Source organism: Enterococcus sp. AAFC-DPL-6103 (genome assembly GCF_058216595.1).
Genome location: NZ_CM177102.1, coordinates 458,853 through 481,827 on the forward strand (window position 1 = coordinate 458,853; position 22,975 = coordinate 481,827).

Consider the following 22,975-nt stretch of genomic DNA (forward strand, 5'->3'; position numbering starts at 1 on the left):
AAAATAAAAGTTAGTTGATACATACATCAAATAAAAATACGCGGGAAAAAGGAGAAAAAATGAAAAAAACAAATTTTTTACTTAGTGTAATAGTACTAGGCGGAATCGTTTCAACTGCTACTCCTGTGAGTTTTGCAGATGAAACTGGAGTGAGCAATGAAACAGTCGTTCAATCAACAATTAACACATATGAGGATGCGATTGCTACAACTGAGACACAAAACAGCACAGCCACAACTCAAACAAGTCCTATCACAGGTACCACTGAATCAACTACTGTGGAATCAAGTGAAGTAGTTGATTCCACAGTGGAAGAAACAACACCCGAATCAGAAGAACCATCTACTGAAACACCAGAAGCTACGGAAACGGTGGAGAATCAGTTGGATGATGGAGAGGTACTTGTTCACACCACCCAAACAGATCTTTCGCAATTTGAAGTTTCTGTTGCTTCACGCTTTGCACGTTCATCATCAACTACACAACAGCAATTCATTGATAGCATAGCACCTTCTGCAAGAACGCTAGCAAGCCAAAATGATTTGTATGCTTCTGTTATGATTGCTCAAGCGATTGTGGAAAGTGGTTGGGGAAAGAGTCAATTAGCTTCGGCACCAAATTATAATTTATTTGGAATCAAAGGTAGTTATAATGGGCAATCTGTTACCTTTCCAACAGCGGAGTTTGTGAACGGTCAGTGGATTACAGTAAATGCTGCATTTAGAAAATATCCATCCTACAAACAATCATTAGAAGATAATGTTCATATTTTAAAAACAACTTCTTTCCAAGCAGGAACTTATTATTATTCTGGTGCGTGGAAAAGCAATACAAAATCTTACAAAGATGCGACTGCTTGGTTAACAGGACGTTACGCGACAGCACCAAATTATGCGTCCACTTTGAACAACGTGATTGAAACATACAATTTAACGCAATATGATGAAAACCAAGCACAAGTTACTACCTCACCAATGTATCGTTTATATAACCCAAATACCGGTGAACACTTGTATTCATTAAACGAAGGTGAAAAAAATAATTTGCCAAAATATGGCTGGAAATATGAAGGTGTAGCTTGGTTGGCACCAAATAGCGGCACAAAAGTTTATCGTATGTACAATCCATACAGTGGCGATCATCACTACACGGCAGCTCAATCAGAAATCAATTTCTTGAAGAAACTAGGCTGGCGCTATGAAGGGCTAAGTTTTTATTCTGGTGGTTCAAAGGCTATCTTGCGTTTGTTCAATCCAAATGAAAAAACAGGAACGCATCATTACACCATGAGCACGAAAGAAAGAGATTACTTAGTGAAATTAGGTTGGCGCTATGAAGGAATTGGATTTTACGGTAATTAATAATTAGGTAATCAGGCAGAGAATTTCATGAACAAAGAAATGGCTTTGCACGTCTTGGACAAATAAAAAGTAATAAGAAATCATTGCTTAGAGATAGAGTGCGTAAGTGCTCTGTCTTTTTTTGATTTGAAATGAAAAAAATAGAATAATTTTCGTGAAACTTACAAGCGTTCGATGATTTTATCAATAAATCATGCTAAACTAAGGTTATTGTTTTTTGAAAGGAAACGTGGGGAAATGAAAGGCGCAATATTTGATTTAGATGGATTATTAGTTGATAGTGAAAGAGCTTATCGTGATGGTTGGGTTTGGGGCTTTGCACAATTTGGGATAGAGGTTCCACGAGAAATCGTTAATGCTTGGGGTGGAAAAAACTGGAAACAAAGTTTTGATATCTTAGTTCAATTAGCTGGTAGCCCAGAAAAAGTGCAAGAAGTACGAGCAAAACGAGAAGAATTTTTTTATGAAAAACTAACGACTGGAGAAATCCAGCTTAAACCATATGCCAAAGAAGCATTGAGTTATTTAAAAGAACAGAATTTTAAACTTGGTTTAGCAACGACAACTGTTACTAAAAGAGCGACAGCTATTTTAAATCAATTTGAACTAATGGATTATTTTGATACTTTTACTTTTGGAGATGAAGTATCAGAAAATAAACCTTCACCAGTACCTTATTTAACCGCATTGGAACGAACTGCATTAGCAGCAGATGAAGCTTTTGCAGTTGAAGATTCATTAGTGGGTGCCACTTCAGCATCGCGTGCGGGCATGGGGGTGTTTCTGATACCTGATTCAAGTTTTGAGCGGAATTATTCGGAAAAAGACAAAGAAAACTTACGAATTATCGAGCAAGGAACAGATTTGAAAGTTGTTATTGATTTTGTGGAAAAAAAAGCAGCAGAAAACTCTTAGAAAAAAAGAATGAATTTTATGCTTGACTTTCATTTATTCATCCTGTAAATTAGTCGTCAACAACCAAATATTTTTTTCGATGAAAAGGAAAGTAAACTTGAAGACTGCGTAGAGAGACTCTGGCTGGTGAAAAGAGTTCAGTATAAGAAAAGTTGAAAATGGCCTTGGAGAAAAATTTGTCGACAAGTAGGCAAATTCGGATTCGTTCGACCGTTAAAACGAACACCAATCTCTCATTACAGATGAGACGTTGGGCTGAGGGAAGGAAACTTCCGAATAAAGGTGGTAACACGATACGTCGTCCTTTTACTAGCATTTGCTAGTAAAAGGACTTTTTTTATATATTTTTCGCGATGAAATGGTAAGTACATTTGTAAAATCTTTAACAGAGAGCTTCAGCATGCTGAGAAGAAGCAAGATTAAACTTTTGGAAAATGGCCATTGAGCGATTCACCCCGAGCAAGTTGTAAGGCGGTGACGGCTGCGTCCGATAGCACGCTAGAGTATGTTTGTACTTGAAGAGGAACTGTGTGTGAATGCAGTTCGAACATGAGGTGGTAACACGCAAAAAGCGTCCTCAAGTAAGCGACACTAGTCGTTTGCTTGAGGATGCTTTTTTTTAGTATCGATAAGGGAGGAGAAAGAATGATTGATTTACGAAATATCTCTGTCACTTTTCAACAAAAGGGGCAGGAGATCCATGCAGTAGATTCCGTTAATCTAACGATTGATGAGGGGGATGTTTTTGGTATTGTTGGCTATTCTGGGGCTGGGAAAAGTACGTTGGTTCGGGTAATTAATTTACTTCAATCACCAAGTAATGGCGAAGTTTGGATGAACGATGTGGAGCTAACCAAGCTCTCACCCAAAAAATTACGTGAAAAAAGAAGAAAAATCGGGATGATTTTTCAACATTTTAATTTGATGAATAGTCGGACAATTTTTGATAACGTTGATTTTTCGTTGAAATACACAGGAAAATCCAAACAGGAACGTCAACAAAAAGTGACCGAATTATTAGATTTGGTAGGACTTTCAGACAAAGTCAACGCGTATCCAAATCAATTATCAGGAGGTCAAAAACAACGTGTGGCAATTGCCAGAGCACTAGCCAATGATCCTGAAATTTTATTATGTGATGAGGCAACTAGTGCTTTGGATCCAAAGACGACGCTTCAAATTTTAGCTTTATTGAAACAACTAAATCAAAAATTGGGTTTGACCATTGTCTTGATTACTCACGAAATGCAAGTAGTCAAAGAAGTTTGTAACAAAGTAGCAGTGATGGAAGAGGGGAAAATCATTGAACAAGGAAGTAGCATCCAGATATTTAGTCGTCCGAAACAAGCGTTAACAAAAGATTTTATTCGAACAGCCACACATATCGATCAGGCATTGGAAACAATTACTGCATATCCTGATTTTGCTGAGCAAATAAATGACAAATGGCTAGTGGAATTGTCTTATGTGGGAGAGCAAACTAATGAGCCATTAATTGCACAACTTTACAGTAAGTATCAAGTAACGACCAATATTCTTTATGGAAATGTTGAACTGCTTCAAGATGTCCCGCTAGGAAGTTTGATCGTGACTCTAGCCGGTGAATTAAATCAACGTCAAAAAGCTTTAGACTATTTATTTGAACAAGGTGTGACAGTTCATGTATTAAAGAAAAATGAACGCAGTGAACAAATAAAAGTGATTGAGGGAGGAAGATAGCATGACCAAATTCCTAGAAACATATTTACCAAATGCTTCTGCGATTCCTGATGAATTTATTGAAGCAACAAAGCAGACATTGTATATGTCATTTTGGACAGCATTAATTTCTGGAATTATTGGTATCACGCTAGGTGTGATCCTAGTTGTGACTCGACCGAATGGATTATTAGCGCATCGATTATTCTATGAAATTTTAGATAAAACAATCAATGTTATTCGTTCGATTCCGTTTATTATTTTATTGTCGCTTTTAGCACTTACTACGCGCTTTTTGGTTGGGACGACAATCGGTGCTAAAGCAGCGTTGGTTCCACTAATCGTTGGTGTTGTACCATTTTTTGCTAGACAAATTGAAAATGCTTTGTTAGAAGTTGATCCTGGAGTAATCGAGGCCGCAGAGTCAATGGGGACGAGCCCATTTGGAATCATCGTGCGTGTTTATTTATTAGAAGGATTACCAGGGATTGTCAGAGTATCTGCTTTGACGATTATCAATGTTATTGGATTGACCACGATGGCAGGTGCGGTTGGTGCCGGAGGGCTAGGTAATTTAGCCATTTCTCGAGGGTATAATCGATTCCAAACAGATGTCACGATTGTTGCGACCTTATTGATTTTGCTTTTGGTATTTTTAAGTCAATTTATTAGTAATCAAATTATTAAAAAAATTAGTCATTAATTGGGGGAAAAAGAGATGAAAAAAATTATTCGTTTAGTAGCAGTTGCACTTATTGCTGTAGTTTGGTTAGCAGGATGTAGTAAAGGGTCAGCTGAAACCACTGATAAATCAAAGGAAACAACAGTTAAACTAGGTGTGATTGGCGAAGACACCGATGTTTGGGATGACGTGAAAGATCGTTTGAAAAAAGAAAATATCAATTTGGAATATGTTAAATTTACTGACTATAACCAACCAAATGCAGCATTAGCAGATGGTTCAGTCGATCTGAATGCTTTTCAACATCAATTCTTTTTGGATAACTACAATGAAGAGCATGGAACAGATTTAGTTTCCATTGGAAATACAGTCAATGCACCATTAGGTATTTACTCAAATTCACTCAAAAAAATAACAGAATTGAAAGATGGCGCAAAGGTTGCTATTCCCAATGATGTGACCAACGGTGGCCGTGCATTATTGTTATTACAAACGGCTGGCTTAATCAAAGTAGATGACTCAAAAGGACCAGCACCGACTGTTTCTGATATTACTGAAAACAAAAAAAATCTAGTGATTTCTGAATTAGATGCTTCACAAACGGCACGTGCATTATCTGATGTAGATATTTCTGTCATCAATAGTGGTGTCGCAGTCGATGCAGGATTTAATCCAACGAGTGATGCTATTTTCTTAGAACCTGTTGATGAAAATGCCCGTCCTTATGTCAATATCATTGTTGCAAGAAAAGAAGATGAAAACAATAAAACATATCAAAAAATTGTCGATGCGTACCAAACAGAAGATACAGCTAAAGTAATCGAAAAAACATCAAAAGGCTCAAGTGTTCCTGCATGGAAAACATTTGGACGTAAATAAACCAGCCAAGACTAAGGGAGGAATTTTTTATGAGTACAACACAAACGACAACATCTGTGAAAGAATTTATTGCTGAAAGATTACCAGAATATCAAGAGCTAGCCTTAACAATCCACGATCATCCAGAAGTTAGCAACTATGAATTTTTTTCTTCAGAAGCATTGATTAAACAACTGGAAAAAGAAGGATTTACTGTTGAAAAAGAAGTCGCGGGTCATCGAACAGGTTTCGATGCTCGTTATGCTTCAGGAAAACCTGGGCCAACTCTTGCTTTCTTAGCTGAATTTGACGCATTGCCAGGCATTGGTCATGCATGTGGACACAACTTATTTGGAACGTATTCAGTATTAGCGGCTAGCGCAGTAAAAGAATGGATCAACGAATTTGGCGGAGAGATTCGAGTCTATGGGACACCTGGCGAAGAAGGCGGCGAAAATGGCTCAGCGAAAGGAAGTTTTGTTCGCGAAGGACTTTTTGAAGATGTGGATGCTGCGCTTTGTGTTCATCCAGCCTATCGTTATGGAAAAACTACTGAATCTTTAGCAAATGATCCAGTTGATATCAAATTTTACGGGGTTGCTTCCCACGCTGCAGGAGCACCGGAAAAAGGGATCAATGCACTTGAAGCGTTGATTCAAGTATTCAACGGGATCAACGGGTTAAGGTTGCATTTGCCAAAGGATGTCAATATTCATGGCATTATTACAGACGGCGGAGTTGCCGCTAATGTTGTACCTGAATATGCAGCTGGACGCTTCTACTTGCGAGCAGCTAACCGTGAAACGTTGAATGAAGTCTATCAAAAAGTTGAAAATATCGTGAAAGGTGCGGCACTCAGCACTGGAACTTCTTATGAATTTGGATTGTTCCAAAATGCAGTAGATGATGTGGTGGTCACTCCTTCGTTTGATGCTCTCTTTTTTGATCATCTTCAAGAATTGGAGATTCCAGATGAAGAGATTGAAACACAACAACGTACAAGCTTAGGTTCATCTGATGTTGGAAATGTTAGTCAGGTAATCCCGACAATTCAACCAACAGTCTCTATTTCTGATTCGTATATTGCAGGGCATTCAACTGAATTTAAAGCAGCAGCAAGAAGCGAAAAGGGACTAGCATCGATTGCGATTGCAGCAGAACTTTTAGCGAAGACAGCACTTGATTTGCTTCAACAACCAGAAACATTAGCCAGAATGAAAAAAGAGCATCAAGAACAGCTTGCGAAGAAGAAAGAACAGGGATCTTCTTTCTAAACTGTTATCTTTTATTTTGAGTGAAGAAAAATAAATCAGATTTTTTTGTTGACAAATTTTTCTTGAGGATGTAAACTTCATGAAAGTCATCTTTTCAACAGTAGTAGCAGAGGTGTTTTGTTCAGAAAGTCGGTGGTTGCTGCGAACCGATCAAGCCTTGTTAACGAATTACATGAAAAGTTCAAACAATAAAATATGTTATTTAAAGTGAAAAACAGATCTGTTTTTAATTAAGGTGGTACCGCGGAGCAATTCGTCCTTAGTTGAAAACGGGTCTTTTTATTTTTAGTCAGAGGAGGAAGCCAAAATGAATTGTGGCGGGATGATTCGATATTATTTCTTTTTTAGTACCTAATATTTTTAACTAAAAAAGGAGAAATTATCATGGAGAAAAAAGCAAATCCGAGTTTTGTAGAAGCAACATTAGTATTAGCAGTCGTCGTATTGAGCATTGCAGTTGGGGTCGTGGGATTGAAAATCTCACCAAATATTGCCATTTTAGCAGCTATCGGGATGGTCATGATTTACGCTGTTGTAAAGAAATACCCTTCAGAATGGTTGCATGAGGGAATTATTAATGGAATCAAGCCAGGAATTATTCCGATTTTTATTTTTATTTTAGTTGGTTCATTGATCGCAGTTTGGATTCAAGCGGGCATTATCCCAACCTTGATGGTGATTGGGTTTGATTTGATCAGTGTTCAATGGTTTGTCCCATCTGTCTTTGTCGTTTGTGCGATTGTAGGGAGTGCAGTTGGTAGTGCTTTTACAGTTATGTCAACGATTGGTATTGCCTTTTTCGGTATCGGAACAACGCTAGGTCTAAGTCCAGCTTTAGTCGTGGGAGCCATTGTTTCTGGTTCTGTCTTTGGAGATAAGATGTCTCCGTTGTCAGAATCAACGAACTTGGCAGCAGCGATTGTCGATGCAGATTTATTTAAACATATCAAACATATGATGTGGTCAACTGTTCCGGCATTCGTACTTTCATTTTTCTTATTCATGTTCTTGGGTCATACGGATAAAGGTGCAAGTCTTTCAGCTATCCGTGAAGTCACAACTACGTTGGAAGCCAATTTTACAATTTCATTTTGGTCGTTGATTCCACTTGTTTTAATGTTAGTATGTGCATGGCGAAAGGTACCAGCCATCTTAACCATTTTATTGAATATTGCTGTAGCAGTAGGAATGATTTTTATTCAAAATCCACAAACATCTGTGAATCAATTAGCTTCTGTAATTGAATCAGGATTTGTGGCAAATACTGGGAATGAGCAAATTGATGCGTTGCTAAGCCGCGGAGGAATCGAAAGTATGATGCCGACCGTTGCATTGATCATCTTGACTTTATCTCTAGGTGGTTTGTTAATTGAATTTGGGTTGATTTCAACTGTGATGGATGTTGTTTCTAAGCGAATGACCAGCACACCAAAATTGATTTTTACAACATTATTAACAAGTATTGGGGTCAATGTTTTCATTGGTGAACAATTCTTATCTGTCATTTTACCAGGAAATGCATTTAAAGATACCTTCAAAAAAGCTGGACTTGATCCAACCGTTTTAGGAAGAACACTGGAAGATGGAGGGACAGTTATTAATTACTTAGTTCCTTGGGGGATTGCCGGTAGTTTCGTGGCAAGTACGTTTGGTGTTCCAACGTTAACGTACCTACCATTTGTTTTCTTTAGTTTGTTATCGCCAGTCTTTTCAATGGTGAGTGCTTTCACTGGTTTAGGTATTTCAAAAATTGAAACAGAAGATGAAACAGAATTAGTTTCTGAATAAGAGCGGCATATTTAAAAACAGGAAGAATAGGTCGTGAAAAATAAGATTAGAGGGTAAAATCAAAAGTTGTTGATTTTACCCTCTAATTGTCTAGTAAAGTTGTGGTTCTAAGTGATTAGTTCCAAAAAAATGAGTGACTAGCAAAAATAGTTTTTTATATTTTGAAATGAATACAAGCGACATTGAGGAGTTACTTTTTAAACACCATTAAAGTAATTAGAAAAAAGAAGGATGACGAAAGGTTTGTCATCCTTCTTTTTTGTTAGGATTTATCAGATAAAGTTAAAGGTTCCTTTGGTTTTCGATAGCTAAAGAAAATAATTAAGTAAAGTAAAGCAGTCAATAAAGTAACACCAAGTATATTGGTCATTAGGATACCAATGAAGATTAACGACAATGCAACTAACGCAAAAAGATTGAGGCTTTTATCGAACAAAGTACCTTTCTTTAGTGAAAGAACAAAAGCAGCAGAAACAATCATCAACCAAATGACTAAAACGGTGTAAGAAAGTGAGCCTGCTAGATAACCAAATAACTCATCACCAACAAAGTAAGAAAGGATGACACCAAGGTAAAGAACGCTGGTACAAAAGAACACTGAACGTTGAGGGACTTGATGTTTGTTTAAGACCGCAAATGTTTTTGCAGCACCTGTTTTATCCTTCAATCGGAAAAACAGTGTACGTGAAGCTGCATAGACGCCTGAATTGATGGAAGAAAACAAAGCTAAAACGATGACAAAATTGACAATGTCCGCAGCAAATGGAATATTCATTTTTTCAAAAACCATTACGAAAGGACTGACGTTGCTGTCAGCAAGTGTGTTCCAAGGGAAAATGATCAAAAGTAGAAATAAAGGAATAATATAGAAGGAAACAATTCGTCCCATCACACCTTTGACTGCTTTTGGGATGGCTTTTTTAGGATCGTCTGCTTCACTAACCGTAATAGCAATCAATTCAGAACCACCGTAAGAATAAATCACAACTAATAAAGAATTAATGACCCCTTTCATTCCCTGTGGAGCAAAGCCACCATGGTTCGTCATTTGTTGTAAGGTGGGAAAAACGCCATGTCCAAACATCTGTTGTCCAACTAAATAAAGTCCGAAAAGAATGAGTGCAATAATGACACTGATTTTAGCAAAAGCTAGCCAATATTCTGTTTCAGCAAAAAGTCGCACAGAATAAAGATTAATCAGTGTTGTGAGGAGCGCTAAAACCAATACGAAGATCCAAGCAGGGACATTAGGAAACCAAAGTTGTAAAAAAGATGCCGCTGCGACTGCTTCTGCAATAATATTGATCATCCATAGTGACCAGTAAACCCAGTCAATAAAGTCGGCAGAGTGATCGCCAAGATAAGGGCGGATCAACCCAGACAAGCCATGTTGGTTCTCACCAGCTAAGACAAGTTTTCCTAAACCAGTCATAACAATAAATAAAACAATCCCACCAATAGCAAATGCTAATAAAACGGAAGGCCCCGCGATGCTGATGGCTTCACCACTTCCCTTAAATAAACCTGCACCAATCGCGCCACCTAATGCCAGCATTGTAATATGACGTGAACTCATTTGTTTTTTTAATTTTGTATTTTCCATAAACAACCTCTTTTCTTTACATATTTCATGAATGAAAAATAACATTGCTTAATAATACCAAATATTCTGACAATTTCAACTATTCTAAAAATTTCTTTGGATACTTTAATCAAATCATCATAAAATTAAAAGATAAAAATGAAAAGAATTGATAAAAAGAGAAATTAATTTTTATCAATTCAGAGCATAATACTCGCTTTTCTATTTCTATAAGAGCTATGATTAGGAAAATTCTTTATGGAAAGTGAGGAGAATAAAATGACTGACAATCATGAAATTTTACTTGTTGCGAAAGACAAAAACTTATATTTTTTTCCCTTCATTGATTCATTTGAAGTGATTTCTGGGAAAGAGCTATTTGACGAACAGTTTCTGCAAATAAATGCTGCTAAATTTCGCCAATATCAACTGATTATTTTTTTGGATTTTGGATTTGAGGTAGCGATGGCTATGCAAGTTCGTCCATTGACACGTGCAAAAATTGTCGTCTTTTTTTGGAATCACTTTAAAGAGGAACATTATGAATTATTGAGGCAAATACAAAACGAATCAGTAATTGATGAAGTTTATCATTTTGATGCGTTGGAAGCACATACGTTAGGTTTAAAACATAACAGCTCTTTTTACTCTGCCAATGTTCAATTACCACAGGAACAAATCACAACAGATTTATTTTTTGGCGCGACTGACAATGGTCGAAAGGAAATTGCAAAACAGTATCAAGCAGAATTTTCGTCAAGGGCGGTAACCACTAATTATTTTATTTTACCATTGAGAGGTAACGAACAAGCTGGTTATTTAAGTTACTCGGAATATTTGAGATTAGTGGCAAAAAGCCGAGGAATTTTGGAATTATTGCGCGCAGGACAACAGGGTGTGACATTGCGAACGTTTGAATCTATATACTTCCAGAAAAAATTAGTGACTGGAAACGATGTGATTTTTGATTATCAATGCTATCATCCAGATAATATCTTTTTATTGTCGCAACGGTCTTTGGATGAGTTACCCGAATTCCTTAACCAAGCTTATCAACCAATTGCGCCAGAAATTCTTGATTTCTTTGATGCGCCAAACTGGGCACAGCGTTTCTTAACTATTGATGAATCAATTTTTGAGCGCTACGAGTATCAAGCAGATTTGTTGGCAAGGTTGAAAAAGTGAAGGTAATTAAAAAGATACATTAAAAAGAGCGTAAGCCACTTGGTTTACGCTCTTTTTTTTATTTTGCGCCCAAAAGCCCTTCTTTTGCATGAACGAGTTGTGTTAAGAAAGCACAATAGGGTGTTTGTATACCATATTTTTGTCCTTTACGCCAAACAGCACCGTTAATGTAGTCGATTTCGGTCAGACGGTGATTTTTGATTAAATCTTGATACATTGAAGGATAATGAAGACCGATATTGGCAGGATCATAAGTTGCTGCAATATGCTCGTTGACTTCTGGTTGGTCAAGTTGAATACCTTCTTCAGCGGCAACAGCGGCAAATTCTGCAACAATCGTTTCAACGATGGCATTTGCGACAGGTTGTTCACCAAAGCCAGCGATGTTGGAATCTAAAATCGTACATAAGGCATTTAACGTACCATTGACACAAGCTTTACGCCAAATCGAATAACGAACATTTCGGCTATAAACAGGATTCAAGTTTGCTTCATCAAAAATGCGAACGATCTCATGCGCAAACACTTCGCCTTCAGGTTCAAGATTTTCTAATTCGATTTCACCATTGCCTAATAATGTTACTTTTCCTGGACCATCCAACCCGGCAGTCCACATCGTGATACCAAATAAAATATTTTTCTTCGGTACATATTTTTCTAACACGTCTTCATGTCCTAAGCCATTCAATAAACAAAGAACGTGGGTTTGCTCGGTAATAATTGATTGAATCGCATGAAACATGTCGTCTAATTGATTTGCTTTTGTTAAGGCAACGATCAAATCGACTTGTGTGTGACTTTCAATCATTTCTTCAGGTGAATAAATAGGGATTTTGGCAACAACTTCTTCCCCATTGAAGTCTGCAACCAAACCATTTTTGCGAATAGCTTCAATATGTGCAGGCCAACGATCAATCAAAATCACGTCATTCCCACTTTGATGAAGCATTAGTCCGATTCGGCTACCCATTGCGCCTGCACCAGCGATAGCAATTTTCATGTCAAATCTCTCCTTTGAAATTTGTTTCTTAAACAGTTCTATTCTAGTATATAGAAAAAGTGTAAAAATTAGGATTGTTTTGTTTGATAAAAACGAATAAAAGTGTCTAACTGAGAGAAAGAGAATCCCAAAATCGTACATTAGGAGGCGAAAGTAAATGAATATTTTAGTTGCAATTGATTCATTTAAGGGAAGCGCGACTTCATTTGAATTAAATCAAGCAGTTGCTCAAGGTTGGCAAGCTGTTCACTCAGCTGACCAGTTGGTGAACATCCCTATTGCAGATGGTGGAGAAGGAACAGCGCAGGCTTTGTTCCACTCGTTAGGCGGAAAATGGCAAAATTTTTCTGGAATCGATTTGTTATTTAGAAAACATGAAAGTCGCTATTTGATTACACAGTGGCAAGGAAAAAAATTGCGGTGATTGAGTCAGCTGAAGTGATTGGAATTGATTTACTGAAACAGGCAACCGATCAGACGATTCGGCTAGCTTCTAGTTTTGCATTGGGAGAAGTGATTAAGGACGCACTAGCGCAGGAAGTCGATGAAATGATTGTTACACTAGGTGGCAGTGGCTGTTCAGATGGTGGGTTGGGCTTACTGCAATCTTTAGGTGCAAAGCTAGAAGGCATAACGGATGGCAACCCATTGCTTACAACGAAAAAAGTCGATCTTCAAGCAAGTAAAGCACACTTTTTCCGTACAAAATTATGGATTGCTGCGGATGTAACTAGTCCATATACCGGTGAATATGGAGCAGCAAGATTATTTGGGAAACAAAAAGGAGCGTCACCTGAAACAATTGAATTTTTAGATAAACAAGCAAAAAAGCTAGCAGAACAATGGTCCAAGGAATATCAAATTGATCTTGAAAAAATTCCGGGAAGTGGAGCAGCTGGTGGCATAGGTGGAGCGTTATTTTTGCTTGGGGCACAGATGATTAATGGCTTTGAATTAGTTAGCCAAATGATTGGATTAGAAGAAAAAATCAAACAGGCAGATTTGATTGTTACGGGTGAAGGAAGAATCGATCAACAGACAATTCATGGAAAGGTTCCTTATGGTGTCGCTGTGTTAGCAAAAAAATACAATAAACCGATTGTTGCTTTTTGTGGTAGTCGCCAGCCGGATCTAGGTGAATTAACCAACTATTTACCAGCAGTTTTTAGTATTCAATTAGGGCCAATTCGATTAGATGAGGCAATGGAACATGAACGAACAATGGAAAATATTGCTATTTTGGCAGGAAATATTTGTCACCTTATCCAATGTTAATTTTTTTGATTGACAAAAATTTAAATTCTATGTTAACGTAATAGGCAAATAAGCCAAAGTGAGGGATCCGTGCATTGAAAAAATAAGTCAATTGATTGAAGCTGCATTCAGACTGTACCTTGAGAAGACAAGGGAACAGTGTGCAGATTTTCAGGATTGGCTAGTTTTTCAATGGAGGGATCTTTTTTTGTGCCCATACCCTTGTGCCCAGTTCTGAGAATAGGACTGGGCTTTTTTTACGAGGTGAATGATTGATGTCTAAAATTGAAATAAAACAACTAACTTTTGGTTATGATAACCAAGAAACAACTATTTTTAATGAAGCGAACTTAAACTTCGATACACAATGGAAATTAGGATTGATTGGCCGAAATGGTCGTGGTAAAACAACGCTCTTAATGATTTTACAAAACAAATTACCTTATCAAGGACAAATCATCCATCAACAGGAATTTGTCTATTTTCCGCAAAAAACACAAGATACTAGTCGCTTAACTTATTATGTCTTGACTGATGTGACTGACTTTGAGATTTGGGAAATTGAACGCGAATTGAATTTGATGGGAACAAATCCGGAAATATTGTGGCGTCCATTTGATACTCTTTCTGGTGGAGAAAAAACAAAAGTCTTATTGGCATTGTTATTTGTAGACGAAGCGCACTTTCCATTGATTGATGAACCAACGAATCATTTAGACTTAGCAGGTCGGCAACAAGTAGCAAAATACTTGAAGAAGAAACATCAAGGATTTATTGTGGTTAGTCATGATCGAACGTTTATTGACGAAGTGGTGGATCATGTATTGGCAATTGAAAAAACACAGTTAGAGCTCTATCAAGGAAATTTTACTGTTTATGAAGAACAAAAACGCCTTCGTGATGAATTTGAATTGGCGCAGAATGAAAAAATAAAAAAAGAAGTTAGTCGATTAAAAAAAACAGCTGCAGAAAAAGCAGAATGGTCTCGTTCCCGTGAAGGCGATAAAACGAAGAAGCGTGTTGGATTTGTTGATACGGAAGACCGCCGAAAAAACCTTGGAGCAATTGGGGCGGACGCTGCTCGAACAATGAAACGCTCGAAGGCAATCGTCAATCGAATGGAAACCCAGATTGGTGAAAAAGAAAAATTGTTAAAAGATATTGAATATATCGATGCATTGACAATGAATTATCAGCCTTCCTATCATAAACGTTTGTTGAGTGTTGAAGATTTACAATTGGGCTATGAGTCACCATTGTTTAAAAAAATTAGTTTTGCGGTTGAACAGGGGGAACGAGTTGCATTAGCGGGACCAAATGGTGCTGGAAAGTCTTCAGTAATTTACTACTTACTCGATCAATTTCAAGGAACTGCTGATGGAAAAGTGAGTTATCCTCAGAATCTTCGCATCAGTTATGTGCGCCAAAATTATGAAGATAATCGTGGAACACTTAGTGAATTTGCTGAAAAAAATCAAGTGGACTATCAAGCTTTCTTAAACAATTTGCGAAAATTAGGTATGGAACGCGAAGTCTTTCATAATAAAATCGAACAAATGAGTATGGGGCAACGGAAAAAAGTTGAGTTAGCGAAATCGTTAGCGCAACCTGCTGAATTATATATTTGGGATGAACCTTTGAATTATTTAGATGTGTTCAATCAAGAACAACTAGAGCAATTGTTGCTCAGCATAAAACCAGCAATGCTCTTTGTGGAACATGACCAAACTTTCTTGAAGAAAGTCGCGAATCAAGTGATTACTTTAATGCCGATTAACTAGTTCTTATTTACTTGAAAGGTGGACGTTATTGCCAGCTTTTGGTATGTTGTAGGTAGTTTGTAAAAATCAAAGACAAAGAGCAAAGGGAGTTTTATGAGATGTTATATGTAACTAGGCATGGAGAAACTACTTGGAATGTTCAAGGACTTGTTTGTGGAAGAGCAGATGTTCCTTTAACAGAAAAAGGAAGACAGCAAGCAAAAGCATTAGCAGATAAAGTTGCGACACTTGAGGTGCCAGTAACTAAAATCATTCATTCGCCATTACAACGAGCAAAAGATACAGCACAAGCTGTTGCTGATAAAATAGATTTGCCACTAGTATCTGACGCACGTTTGATGGAAATGGATTTTGGTGCATATGATGGCATGCCTAGTAATGAAACGATATTTCAAGAAGCACGTTTAGAATTTGGGGTACGATTTCCAGAAGGTGAGTCACTCTTTGATATGTACGCGCGTGTAGTACCAGTTTTACAGGAATGTCTAGCAGATGAAGAAAATACTTATCTGTTAGTCTGTCATAATGCGTTGATCCGGGCAATCAATGCTTATTTTACGCCAATGCCAAATGATAAATTTTTTGATTTCTTTGTGGAAAATACCGAATTACTATCCTATAACTAAATGAGTAAAAGTAGCGTGACAAAGAATAGTCACGCTATTTTTTTGTCTGTTAAAGAAATAAAATTTAATTATTTTTACAAAAGTATTGAAATTTCATTTCTTAAGCGTTATACTCTGTTCATAGAAATGAAGACGGATACATAAAGCGAGGGATAAACATGTTTGGGTTTTCAATATTTATGAATGAACCATTAACTCTGCAAAAGAAAGCGTACATTCATAAAATGGCAACTAGCGGTTTTATTGGTATCTTTACTTCGATGCATATTCCAGAAGATGACGTCAGTGCTTATCAAGCACGACTAAGGGAATTGGGTGAAGAAGCGAAAAAAAATCAGCTAGAACTAATGGTGGATATTTCAGGAGATGCGTTGAAGCAAGCCGGATTTTCTTTCACTGATCTAACACCACTAAAAGAAATCGGTGTAACCGGTTTACGAATGGACTATGAATTATCAAATGAACAGATTGCTGATTGGTCACATCAATTAAAGATTAGTTTAAATGCTAGCACGATCACACCAGAAGATATTAGCGAGTTAAAAAGGTATCAAGCAGATTTTTCTAATCTTGAAGCGTGGCATAATTACTATCCACGTCCAGAAACGGGCTTAGCTAAATCATGGTATCAAGAAAAAAATCAATGGTTAGCTGATCAAGGATTTACAATTCAAGGATTTGTTGCTGGTGATACTGATTTACGAGGTCCTTTATATCAAGGATTACCTACTTTAGAAAAACATCGTGGTGTACATCCACTAGCAGCAGCTCTAGAGTTAGCTGAGTGTAAAACGGATTTGATTTACATTGGTGATGCAGGTTTATCAGAAAGCGTGCAACGACAATTTGCAACTTATCAAAATGAACAAATGATTTTATTACAAGTAGAAGTAATTGATGAAAACTTGAGTGAATTAGTCCTAGGAACGCACGTTAATCGCCAAGACGAAGCAAGAGATGTCATTCGAAGTGCTGACGCACGATTTAAGAAAATCCCGCCAATTTCACCTAATCAAACGATTGAACGAACAGTCGGAAGCGTTACGATCGACAATGAGAATTATCTTCGTTACATGGGTGAGATTCAAGTAATCAAAAGAAATTTACCAGCTGATGAAAAAGTGAATGTCGTGGCTCAAGTGATTGCAGAAGACTTGCCATTGATTCAACAGATTCATGCAGGTACCAACTACCAACTAATTCGTAAAGAGGGAAGAAAAGATGAGCAAAATTAATTTAGAGAACTTAACAACAGAACGTAGAAACCAAGAAACATTTGGACTGGATGAGATGAGCGTAACCCAAGCGGTTGAATTGATGAATCGTGAAGATCAAAAAGTCGCAGAAGCAGTTGCAAAAGAACTAGGCAGTATTGAACCAGTGATTGCCCACACGATTGACTCATTTAAAAAAGGTGGACGTTTGATTTATATGGGTGCAGGTACAAGTGGTCGTTTAGGTGTACTAGATGCAGCAGAATGTGTACCAACATTTGGTGTTGAGCCAGAAATGGTGATTGGCTTAATCGCAGGTGGTGAGGCAGCAATGACCGTGGCTGTTGAAGGTGCAGAAGATTCATTCGAGCTTGGCGAAGAAGACTTGATCCATTTAAACTTAACGAAAAATGACATGGTCATCGGGATTGCCGCAAGCGGACGCACACCTTATGTCATTGGCGGTTTAGATTATGCACGTTCAATTGGTGCGTTAACTGCAACGATTTCTTGCAATAAAAATGCTGAAATCAGTAAACATGCAGATTTCCCAATCGAAGTCGATGCAGGGCCAGAATTTTTGACTGGTTCAACGCGTCTGAAGTCTGGGACAGCTCAAAAATTGATTTTGAATATGATTTCAACAATCAGCATGATTGGTATTGGAAAAGTCTTCAATAATTTGATGGTCGATGTTAAACCAACCAACGAAAAATTAGTGGAACGTTCAAAACGAATTATCATGCAAGCAACAGAAGTTGACTATGAAACTGCTGAGCGATACTTTAATGAAGCAGAACAAAATGTTAAATTAGCAATCGTTATGATTTTAACAAATAGTGATAAAGAAACAGCGCAGGATAAATTAGTTGAGGCAAATGGTTTTGTAAAAGGAACCTTATAAGGGGGAGCAACTGATGGCTAAAAATGAATTGACTTTAGAAGAACTAGCAAAACGTATTTATGAAGAATCTGGTGGAATGGACAATGTTGAAAGCATTGTCCACTGCATGACACGCGTACGAATGAAAATCAAAGATGATGAACTCGTTGACATAGAAAAATTAAAAGCGATTCCAGGTGTCTTAGGTGTTGTTGAAGATGAACAACTACAAGTAATCATCGGCCCTGGGAAAGTAAACAAAGTTGCTCAACAAATGGTTGATCTCGCGGGTGTGAAATTAGGTGAAAAATTACCAGAGCATGCTACAGCAGAACACGCAGCAAATTCAGGCAAAGATTTGGTGAACGAACGAGCACAAGCAATGAAAGCAGCACAAAAATCAAAACAGAAACCATCGAAAATCAAATCAATCTTAAAAGATATTTCTAATATCTTTGTACCAATGATTCCCGCTTTTGTTGGAACGGGGATTGTTGCGGGGATTGCCGCTGTATTGGCTAACTTAGTTACAGCAGGAAGTCTTGATGCAGCAACTTGGCAACAATATATCGATGTAATGAATATCCTGAAAAATGGAATGTTCAGCTACTTAGTCATCTACACGGGGATTAACGCAGCACAAGTTTTCGGTGCAACGCCAACTCTTGGTGGGGTAATTGGTGCCGTTGTGATGCTAACTGGAATGAATCCAGAAGCCCCATTGAAAAATTTATTTACTGGTGAAGCTTTGGCAGCGGGGCAAGGTGGGATTCTTGGTGTAATTTTTGCTGTTTGGTTACTTTCAATAGTAGAAAAGAAATTACACAAAGTGGTACCAGATTCAATTGATATCATCGTGACACCAACATTATCTCTGATCGCAATTGGCTTAGTGGAAATCTTCTTGATTATGCCATTAGCTGGATTTATTTCAGACGGCATGGTCGGCGGAATCGATTGGGTATTAAATGTTGGCGGAGCATTTGCAGGGTTTGTTCTAGGAACATTATTCTTACCAATGGTTATGTTTGGATTACACCAAATTTTGACACCAATCCATGTGCAAATGATTGATGAAACAGGTCGTACACTATTGCTTCCAATTCTTGCGATGGCAGGTGCTGGGCAAGTTGGTGCAGCGTTAGCTTTATGGGTTCGTTGTAAAAAAGATAAAGAATTAACAGAAATGATCAAAGGTGCTTTGCCGGTTGGTATCTTAGGAATTGGTGAACCACTAATTTATGGTGTAACTTTACCACTTGGTCGTCCATTTATCACTGCATGTATTGGTGGTGGTATCGGTGGTGCAGTGATTGGAATGATTGGTAATGTGGGTGCGATTGCTATTGGGCCTTCAGGTGCAGCATTGATTCCATTAATTTCAGATGGTAAATGGTGGGGCTATGTTCTAGGTTTACTTGCAGCTTATGTAGGCGGATTTGTGGCAACATTCTTCTTTGGAATTCCGAAAGAACAATTAGAAAAAGAAGCGTTAGCAGAAGAAACAAGTGGCAATGCAACAACAAATGAAGTTGTATTGACAGCAGTTGCTGATGGAACAGTTTTATCATTAGAAGAAGCAAGTGATCCTGTCTTTTCGCAAAAGATGATGGGAGAAGGATTTTTTGTTGAACCAACTAACGGACAAATTTATTCTCCAGTTGCTGGTACAGTTCAATCCGTCTTCCCAACAAAACACGCAATTGGTATTACAACACAAAATGGAATCGAAGTATTACTTCATATGGGAATCAATACTGTTGATCTTGGTGGGGCGCCATTTGATGTGAAAGTGACAGAAGGACAAAAAGTGACGACTGATACATTGGTAGCAAATGCTGATCTTGATGCAATCAAAGCTGCTGGAAAAGAAACGTCAATGATGGTTCTTTTGACAAATATGGATCATGTGGAAAATTTTGTTCTAGAAAAAACAGGTGAAATGAAGGCTAAAACAGCTGTGATGGATGTGAAAACAGTATAAGAAGGTTGTAGCTCCAAGCGATCAGCTCCGAAAAAATAATTGAGAAGCCACTCAAACTTTTTGATCTGAACAAACGTACAGTAATTCCAGCAAGCAACAAAGAAAAGAATCGCCCGACGACGCTTTTATAAGTGTCGTCGGGCGATTCTTTTTATCGTTAATTGGTTAAGTTTATTACCTAATCAATGTTCTTCTAGTTTATTGATTGTCAACAAACACTTGAGTCAATGTTTGATAGATTTGTGCCACATCAGTTGGTGTACCACGTAGTTCATAATCAGCTAAAAAAGGAAATCCAAACTGTTGCGCGTATTGTTTAGCTGTTAAACAATATTGATTATTGAAATTTTTGTTGCCGCTACCAACAACACCTAAACAATAGCGATAATTATTTTGAAATTCTAGATATTCACGCATCGTTTCAGTCAAAATTTCAGTATCACCATTATCAACTCCGTTCCCGCCTTCCAAATAAGTCGGAACAAATGTAAAGAAGGGTTCAGTTTCTTGTTCAAAATCACTATTTTCATGAATTTCTTTCAGCGTGATTTCAGGTAAAGTGTTATCTTCTTGATGTTGTTCTTGTGCATATTCCATCAAGTGACGAGCGAAAGCACGCGTATTACCAGAGATTGAGATATATAAAATGTTCATTTGAGTTCCTCCTATTCGTCTGTTTAGTATAGCATGTTTTTTAGGAAACAGAAGAAAGAAAAAGGCGAATGTTTATGCGGTGTTATGTGAATAATTAGAAAAAAATGTATAAAATAATAATTTTGTGAGAGTTTTGATGAAATGACGAAAAGCAACAGTGGTTTGTTATAATTTGATAAAAGCGGTTTTTTATTTGGAGGATACTTGCATGAATGAGATAGAGCGACAGAAAAAAGGGATCGGGCTAATTCCGTTAGCTGCCATGGTCATTGGTTCGGCGATCGGAGGCGGCGTTTTTGGTATCATGACGGACATCTCTGGTTCAGCAGGAGGTGCAGCGCTCTTTAGTTGGTTACTTGTCGGCTCGGCAATGTTGATGTTATCTTTGTCTATTAACAATTTGAACAAGAAACGACCAGATTTAGAAGGCGGAATCTTTAGCTACGCGGAAGCGGGCTTTGGTCGGTTCGCAGGATTTATCAGTGGTTGGGGCTATTGGCTGACTTGTTGGTTAGGAAATGTTGCTTTTGCAACGTTACTGATGAGTGCATTGGGCTATTTTTTCCCAGTATTTGCTGGTGGCCAAAATATTCCTTCCGTGGTGATGAGCACTCTTTTACTTTGGGGATATGCTTGGTTGGTCAATCGTGGCGTAGAAAATGCGAGTATCGTAAATGCAATCGTGACGATTTGTAAATTAGTGCCACTCTTTTTGTTCATTGTTGTAGCAATCAGTACGTTCTCGATTCAACAATTTATTGCAAACTTTTCAAGTGATATTATTTTGACAGCCAATGGGCAAGTTGTTCCATTTTCAAGTCAAATTTTAAGTTGTATCATGGTAATGCTCTGGGTCTTTGTCGGGATCGAAGGAGCATCTGTTGTTGGTTCGCGTGCAAAGAAAAAATCAGATGTTGGGAAAGCAACGATTTTAGGGATTCTTGGCTTAATTTTGATTTATGTGTTAGTTTCCATGCTTCCATACGGAACGATGCCCATGAAAGAACTTCAATCGATCCAAACACAACCAGCTATGGGATACGTGTTTGAGAAAATGGTTGGTAAATGGGGAGCCATCGTGATAAATGGTGGTTTGATCATTTCTTTATTTGGTGTATGGCTTTCGTGGACGATTTTGCCAGTAGAAACAATGCGTAATATGGCACAGGATGGTCTGTTGCCAAACAGTTGGGGCAAAGTAAATGCGCAAGGTGCGCCGACTTTCGCAATTGTTTTAACAACGTTATGTACAAATGTCTTCTTGTTATCACTTTTATTTACGGATAGTGCGTATAATTTTGCGTATACTTTGGGGACGGCAGCAATTTTCTTTACGTGGTTATTTCTTGGATTGTATCAAATGAAGTTGTCTTATCAACGTCGTGAAATCGGACAGTTTTTGATTGGATTATTAGCAAGTGCCTTTCAAGTTTGGGCAATGTTTGTTGTTGCTTTTAATGAAGTCATGCTCGTTTTAGTTCTTTTCTTGCCAGGTATTTACTTCTATCTTCAAGCTAGAAAAGAGCAGGAACAACCAGTCGACCATGTGAAAATCGATCGCTTCTTGTTGATTTTAGTCACTTTAGTAGGGGTCGTAGCCTTACTTCTATTTGGGACAGGAAAACTTCATGTGTAGTTGATAGCAAGTTCTTTAAAGAGTGAAAAAAGTTATGAATAGAAAGTCTTGAAATAATAAACAAAGAAGGTAGCTAAGGGGAAGAACCTTAGTTACCTTCTTTTTTGTTTAAAAGGGGAAAGCTACTTGCACACTATTAATAGTGTAATACAAATCAATAAAAATGATAGCTGTTTTTGACGTAACGTACGCAAATTGACCGAATTCATTTTTTTCTTTTTTAATGACCACTTGTCATTTTGATGCCAACGATACTAATCAATAAAAGTCCGACAAAAAGCCAAGTTGCTGTATTCAATTTGTCATGAAACAAGACAACACCGATGATAACGGAACCCAGCGCTCCAATCCCTGTCCAGATAGGATAAGACAAACTCATAGGTAGGTGTTTGATGGCTTTTGATAAAAAATAAAAACTGGCAATCATGCCAATAATCGTATAGATCGAATAATTGACTTTTGAAAAACCATCACTCCATTTCATCATTGTTGACCAGAATACTTCTAGAACCCCCGCTACAATTAATTCTAACCATGCCATAACCAATGCTCCTTTCTAAAATTTTGAACACAAAAAAGAGGAGGACCATTCCTTCAAAG

Annotated in this window: 18 protein-coding genes, 1 pseudogene and 2 other annotated features; of the genes and pseudogenes, 15 read left to right on the top strand and 4 right to left on the bottom strand. The window is 37.6% G+C overall.

Annotated features, from left to right (window positions below):
* The first annotated feature begins 59 nt into the window (after positions 1-59).
* The 7 genes from AC4BC3_RS02235 to nhaC all read left to right on the top strand — a co-directional run bounded on the left by AC4BC3_RS02235 (position 60) and on the right by nhaC (position 8,576).
* A complete protein-coding gene (locus AC4BC3_RS02235; protein ID WP_206910584.1) occupies positions 60-1,361 on the top strand; it encodes a glycoside hydrolase family 73 protein in 1,302 nt (433 codons plus the stop codon).
* A 237-nt stretch (positions 1,362-1,598) separates the two neighbouring features.
* Positions 1,599-2,276: an HAD family hydrolase gene (locus tag AC4BC3_RS02240; protein WP_490466857.1), complete on the top strand. Its 678-nt coding sequence runs from the start codon at positions 1,599-1,601 to the stop codon at positions 2,274-2,276.
* A gap of 70 nt (positions 2,277-2,346) precedes the next feature.
* Positions 2,347-2,585: a binding site (T-box leader), on the top strand.
* 35 nt (positions 2,586-2,620) lie between these two features.
* Positions 2,621-2,858: a binding site (T-box leader), on the top strand.
* A gap of 63 nt (positions 2,859-2,921) precedes the next feature.
* Positions 2,922-3,995, top strand: coding sequence for a methionine ABC transporter ATP-binding protein (locus AC4BC3_RS02245; protein WP_206910591.1), 1,074 nt, complete (start codon positions 2,922-2,924; stop codon positions 3,993-3,995).
* 1 nt (position 3,996) lies between these two features.
* Positions 3,997-4,677 (top strand): methionine ABC transporter permease, encoded by a 681-nt coding sequence (locus AC4BC3_RS02250; RefSeq protein WP_206910592.1) that lies wholly within the window; start codon positions 3,997-3,999, stop codon positions 4,675-4,677.
* A 15-nt stretch (positions 4,678-4,692) separates the two neighbouring features.
* Positions 4,693-5,535, top strand: a complete 843-nt coding sequence (locus AC4BC3_RS02255; protein WP_490466858.1) for a MetQ/NlpA family ABC transporter substrate-binding protein — start codon at positions 4,693-4,695, stop codon at positions 5,533-5,535.
* A gap of 29 nt (positions 5,536-5,564) precedes the next feature.
* The gene (locus tag AC4BC3_RS02260) at positions 5,565-6,788 is read left to right on the top strand and encodes a M20 family metallopeptidase (protein WP_490466859.1); all 1,224 of its coding nucleotides are present in this window, start codon (positions 5,565-5,567) and stop codon (positions 6,786-6,788) included.
* Positions 6,789-7,172: 384 nt separating this feature from the next.
* Positions 7,173-8,576 (top strand): Na+/H+ antiporter NhaC, encoded by a 1,404-nt coding sequence (gene nhaC, locus AC4BC3_RS02265; protein WP_206910595.1) that lies wholly within the window; start codon positions 7,173-7,175, stop codon positions 8,574-8,576.
* Between the two features lie 262 nt (positions 8,577-8,838).
* On the opposite strand, the gene AC4BC3_RS02270 is transcribed toward nhaC, so the two are convergent.
* Entirely contained in the window at positions 8,839-10,179 is a 1,341-nt protein-coding gene (locus AC4BC3_RS02270) for an amino acid permease (RefSeq protein WP_490466860.1), read from the bottom strand.
* A gap of 258 nt (positions 10,180-10,437) precedes the next feature.
* Here AC4BC3_RS02270 and AC4BC3_RS02275 point away from each other — a divergent pair, with 258 nt between their 5' ends.
* Positions 10,438-11,343: a WaaS/CpsH family glycosyltransferase gene (locus AC4BC3_RS02275; protein WP_206910597.1), complete on the top strand. Its 906-nt coding sequence runs from the start codon at positions 10,438-10,440 to the stop codon at positions 11,341-11,343.
* A gap of 58 nt (positions 11,344-11,401) precedes the next feature.
* On the opposite strand, the gene AC4BC3_RS02280 is transcribed toward AC4BC3_RS02275, so the two are convergent.
* Positions 11,402-12,343 carry a 2-dehydropantoate 2-reductase gene (locus tag AC4BC3_RS02280; RefSeq protein ID WP_490466861.1) on the bottom strand — a complete coding sequence of 314 codons (942 nt, stop codon included), beginning with the start codon at positions 12,341-12,343 and terminating at the stop codon, positions 11,402-11,404.
* 157 nt (positions 12,344-12,500) lie between these two features.
* Between AC4BC3_RS02280 and AC4BC3_RS02285 the strand changes: the two are divergent.
* From AC4BC3_RS02285 to AC4BC3_RS02310, 6 genes and pseudogenes are all read left to right on the top strand, one after another.
* Positions 12,501-13,618, top strand: a pseudogene (locus AC4BC3_RS02285) (glycerate kinase).
* 254 nt (positions 13,619-13,872) lie between these two features.
* On the top strand, positions 13,873-15,378 hold the full coding sequence (locus tag AC4BC3_RS02290) for an Lsa family ABC-F type ribosomal protection protein (RefSeq protein WP_490466862.1): 1,506 nt from the start codon (positions 13,873-13,875) through the stop codon (positions 15,376-15,378).
* A gap of 98 nt (positions 15,379-15,476) precedes the next feature.
* Positions 15,477-16,004 (top strand): histidine phosphatase family protein, encoded by a 528-nt coding sequence (locus AC4BC3_RS02295; protein ID WP_490466863.1) that lies wholly within the window; start codon positions 15,477-15,479, stop codon positions 16,002-16,004.
* A 158-nt stretch (positions 16,005-16,162) separates the two neighbouring features.
* Positions 16,163-17,239, top strand: coding sequence for a DUF871 domain-containing protein (locus tag AC4BC3_RS02300; protein WP_490466864.1), 1,077 nt, complete (start codon positions 16,163-16,165; stop codon positions 17,237-17,239).
* Complete coding sequence (murQ, locus tag AC4BC3_RS02305; protein ID WP_206910613.1) at positions 17,226-18,122, top strand: N-acetylmuramic acid 6-phosphate etherase; 897 nt, start codon at positions 17,226-17,228, stop codon at positions 18,120-18,122. The genes AC4BC3_RS02300 and murQ overlap by 14 nt, the downstream gene beginning before the upstream one ends.
* Before the next feature lie 13 nt (positions 18,123-18,135).
* Positions 18,136-20,085, top strand: coding sequence for a glucose PTS transporter subunit IIA (locus tag AC4BC3_RS02310; protein WP_490466865.1), 1,950 nt, complete (start codon positions 18,136-18,138; stop codon positions 20,083-20,085).
* A gap of 198 nt (positions 20,086-20,283) precedes the next feature.
* Here the strand turns inward: AC4BC3_RS02310 and nrdI are convergent, their stop codons facing one another.
* Positions 20,284-20,739, bottom strand: a complete 456-nt coding sequence (nrdI, locus tag AC4BC3_RS02315) for a class Ib ribonucleoside-diphosphate reductase assembly flavoprotein NrdI (protein ID WP_206910617.1) — start codon at positions 20,737-20,739, stop codon at positions 20,284-20,286.
* 208 nt (positions 20,740-20,947) lie between these two features.
* Here nrdI and AC4BC3_RS02320 point away from each other — a divergent pair, with 208 nt between their 5' ends.
* A complete protein-coding gene (locus AC4BC3_RS02320; RefSeq protein WP_490466866.1) occupies positions 20,948-22,375 on the top strand; it encodes a basic amino acid/polyamine antiporter in 1,428 nt (475 codons plus the stop codon).
* A gap of 220 nt (positions 22,376-22,595) precedes the next feature.
* On the opposite strand, the gene AC4BC3_RS02325 is transcribed toward AC4BC3_RS02320, so the two are convergent.
* The gene (locus AC4BC3_RS02325) at positions 22,596-22,916 is read right to left on the bottom strand and encodes a DMT family transporter (RefSeq protein ID WP_067485163.1); all 321 of its coding nucleotides are present in this window, start codon (positions 22,914-22,916) and stop codon (positions 22,596-22,598) included.
* Between the last annotated feature and the right edge of the window lie 59 nt (positions 22,917-22,975).

Bases quoted from the DNA above. Each gene is read 5' to 3' on its own strand.
- AC4BC3_RS02235 (WP_206910584.1), top strand. From the start codon at position 60: ATGAAAAAAACAAATTTTTTACTTAGTGTAATAGTACTAGGCGGAATC.
- AC4BC3_RS02240 (WP_490466857.1), top strand. From the start codon at position 1,599: ATGAAAGGCGCAATATTTGATTTAGATGGATTATTAGTTGATAGTGAA.
- AC4BC3_RS02245 (WP_206910591.1), top strand. From the start codon at position 2,922: ATGATTGATTTACGAAATATCTCTGTCACTTTTCAACAAAAGGGGCAG.
- AC4BC3_RS02250 (WP_206910592.1), top strand. From the start codon at position 3,997: ATGACCAAATTCCTAGAAACATATTTACCAAATGCTTCTGCGATTCCT.
- AC4BC3_RS02255 (WP_490466858.1), top strand. From the start codon at position 4,693: ATGAAAAAAATTATTCGTTTAGTAGCAGTTGCACTTATTGCTGTAGTT.
- AC4BC3_RS02260 (WP_490466859.1), top strand. From the start codon at position 5,565: ATGAGTACAACACAAACGACAACATCTGTGAAAGAATTTATTGCTGAA.
- nhaC (WP_206910595.1), top strand. From the start codon at position 7,173: ATGGAGAAAAAAGCAAATCCGAGTTTTGTAGAAGCAACATTAGTATTA.
- AC4BC3_RS02270 (WP_490466860.1), bottom strand. From the start codon at position 10,179: ATGGAAAATACAAAATTAAAAAAACAAATGAGTTCACGTCATATTACA.
- AC4BC3_RS02275 (WP_206910597.1), top strand. From the start codon at position 10,438: ATGACTGACAATCATGAAATTTTACTTGTTGCGAAAGACAAAAACTTA.
- AC4BC3_RS02280 (WP_490466861.1), bottom strand. From the start codon at position 12,343: ATGAAAATTGCTATCGCTGGTGCAGGCGCAATGGGTAGCCGAATCGGA.
- AC4BC3_RS02290 (WP_490466862.1), top strand. From the start codon at position 13,873: ATGTCTAAAATTGAAATAAAACAACTAACTTTTGGTTATGATAACCAA.
- AC4BC3_RS02295 (WP_490466863.1), top strand. From the start codon at position 15,477: ATGTTATATGTAACTAGGCATGGAGAAACTACTTGGAATGTTCAAGGA.
- AC4BC3_RS02300 (WP_490466864.1), top strand. From the start codon at position 16,163: ATGTTTGGGTTTTCAATATTTATGAATGAACCATTAACTCTGCAAAAG.
- murQ (WP_206910613.1), top strand. From the start codon at position 17,226: ATGAGCAAAATTAATTTAGAGAACTTAACAACAGAACGTAGAAACCAA.
- AC4BC3_RS02310 (WP_490466865.1), top strand. From the start codon at position 18,136: ATGGCTAAAAATGAATTGACTTTAGAAGAACTAGCAAAACGTATTTAT.
- nrdI (WP_206910617.1), bottom strand. From the start codon at position 20,739: ATGAACATTTTATATATCTCAATCTCTGGTAATACGCGTGCTTTCGCT.
- AC4BC3_RS02320 (WP_490466866.1), top strand. From the start codon at position 20,948: ATGAATGAGATAGAGCGACAGAAAAAAGGGATCGGGCTAATTCCGTTA.
- AC4BC3_RS02325 (WP_067485163.1), bottom strand. From the start codon at position 22,916: ATGGCATGGTTAGAATTAATTGTAGCGGGGGTTCTAGAAGTATTCTGG.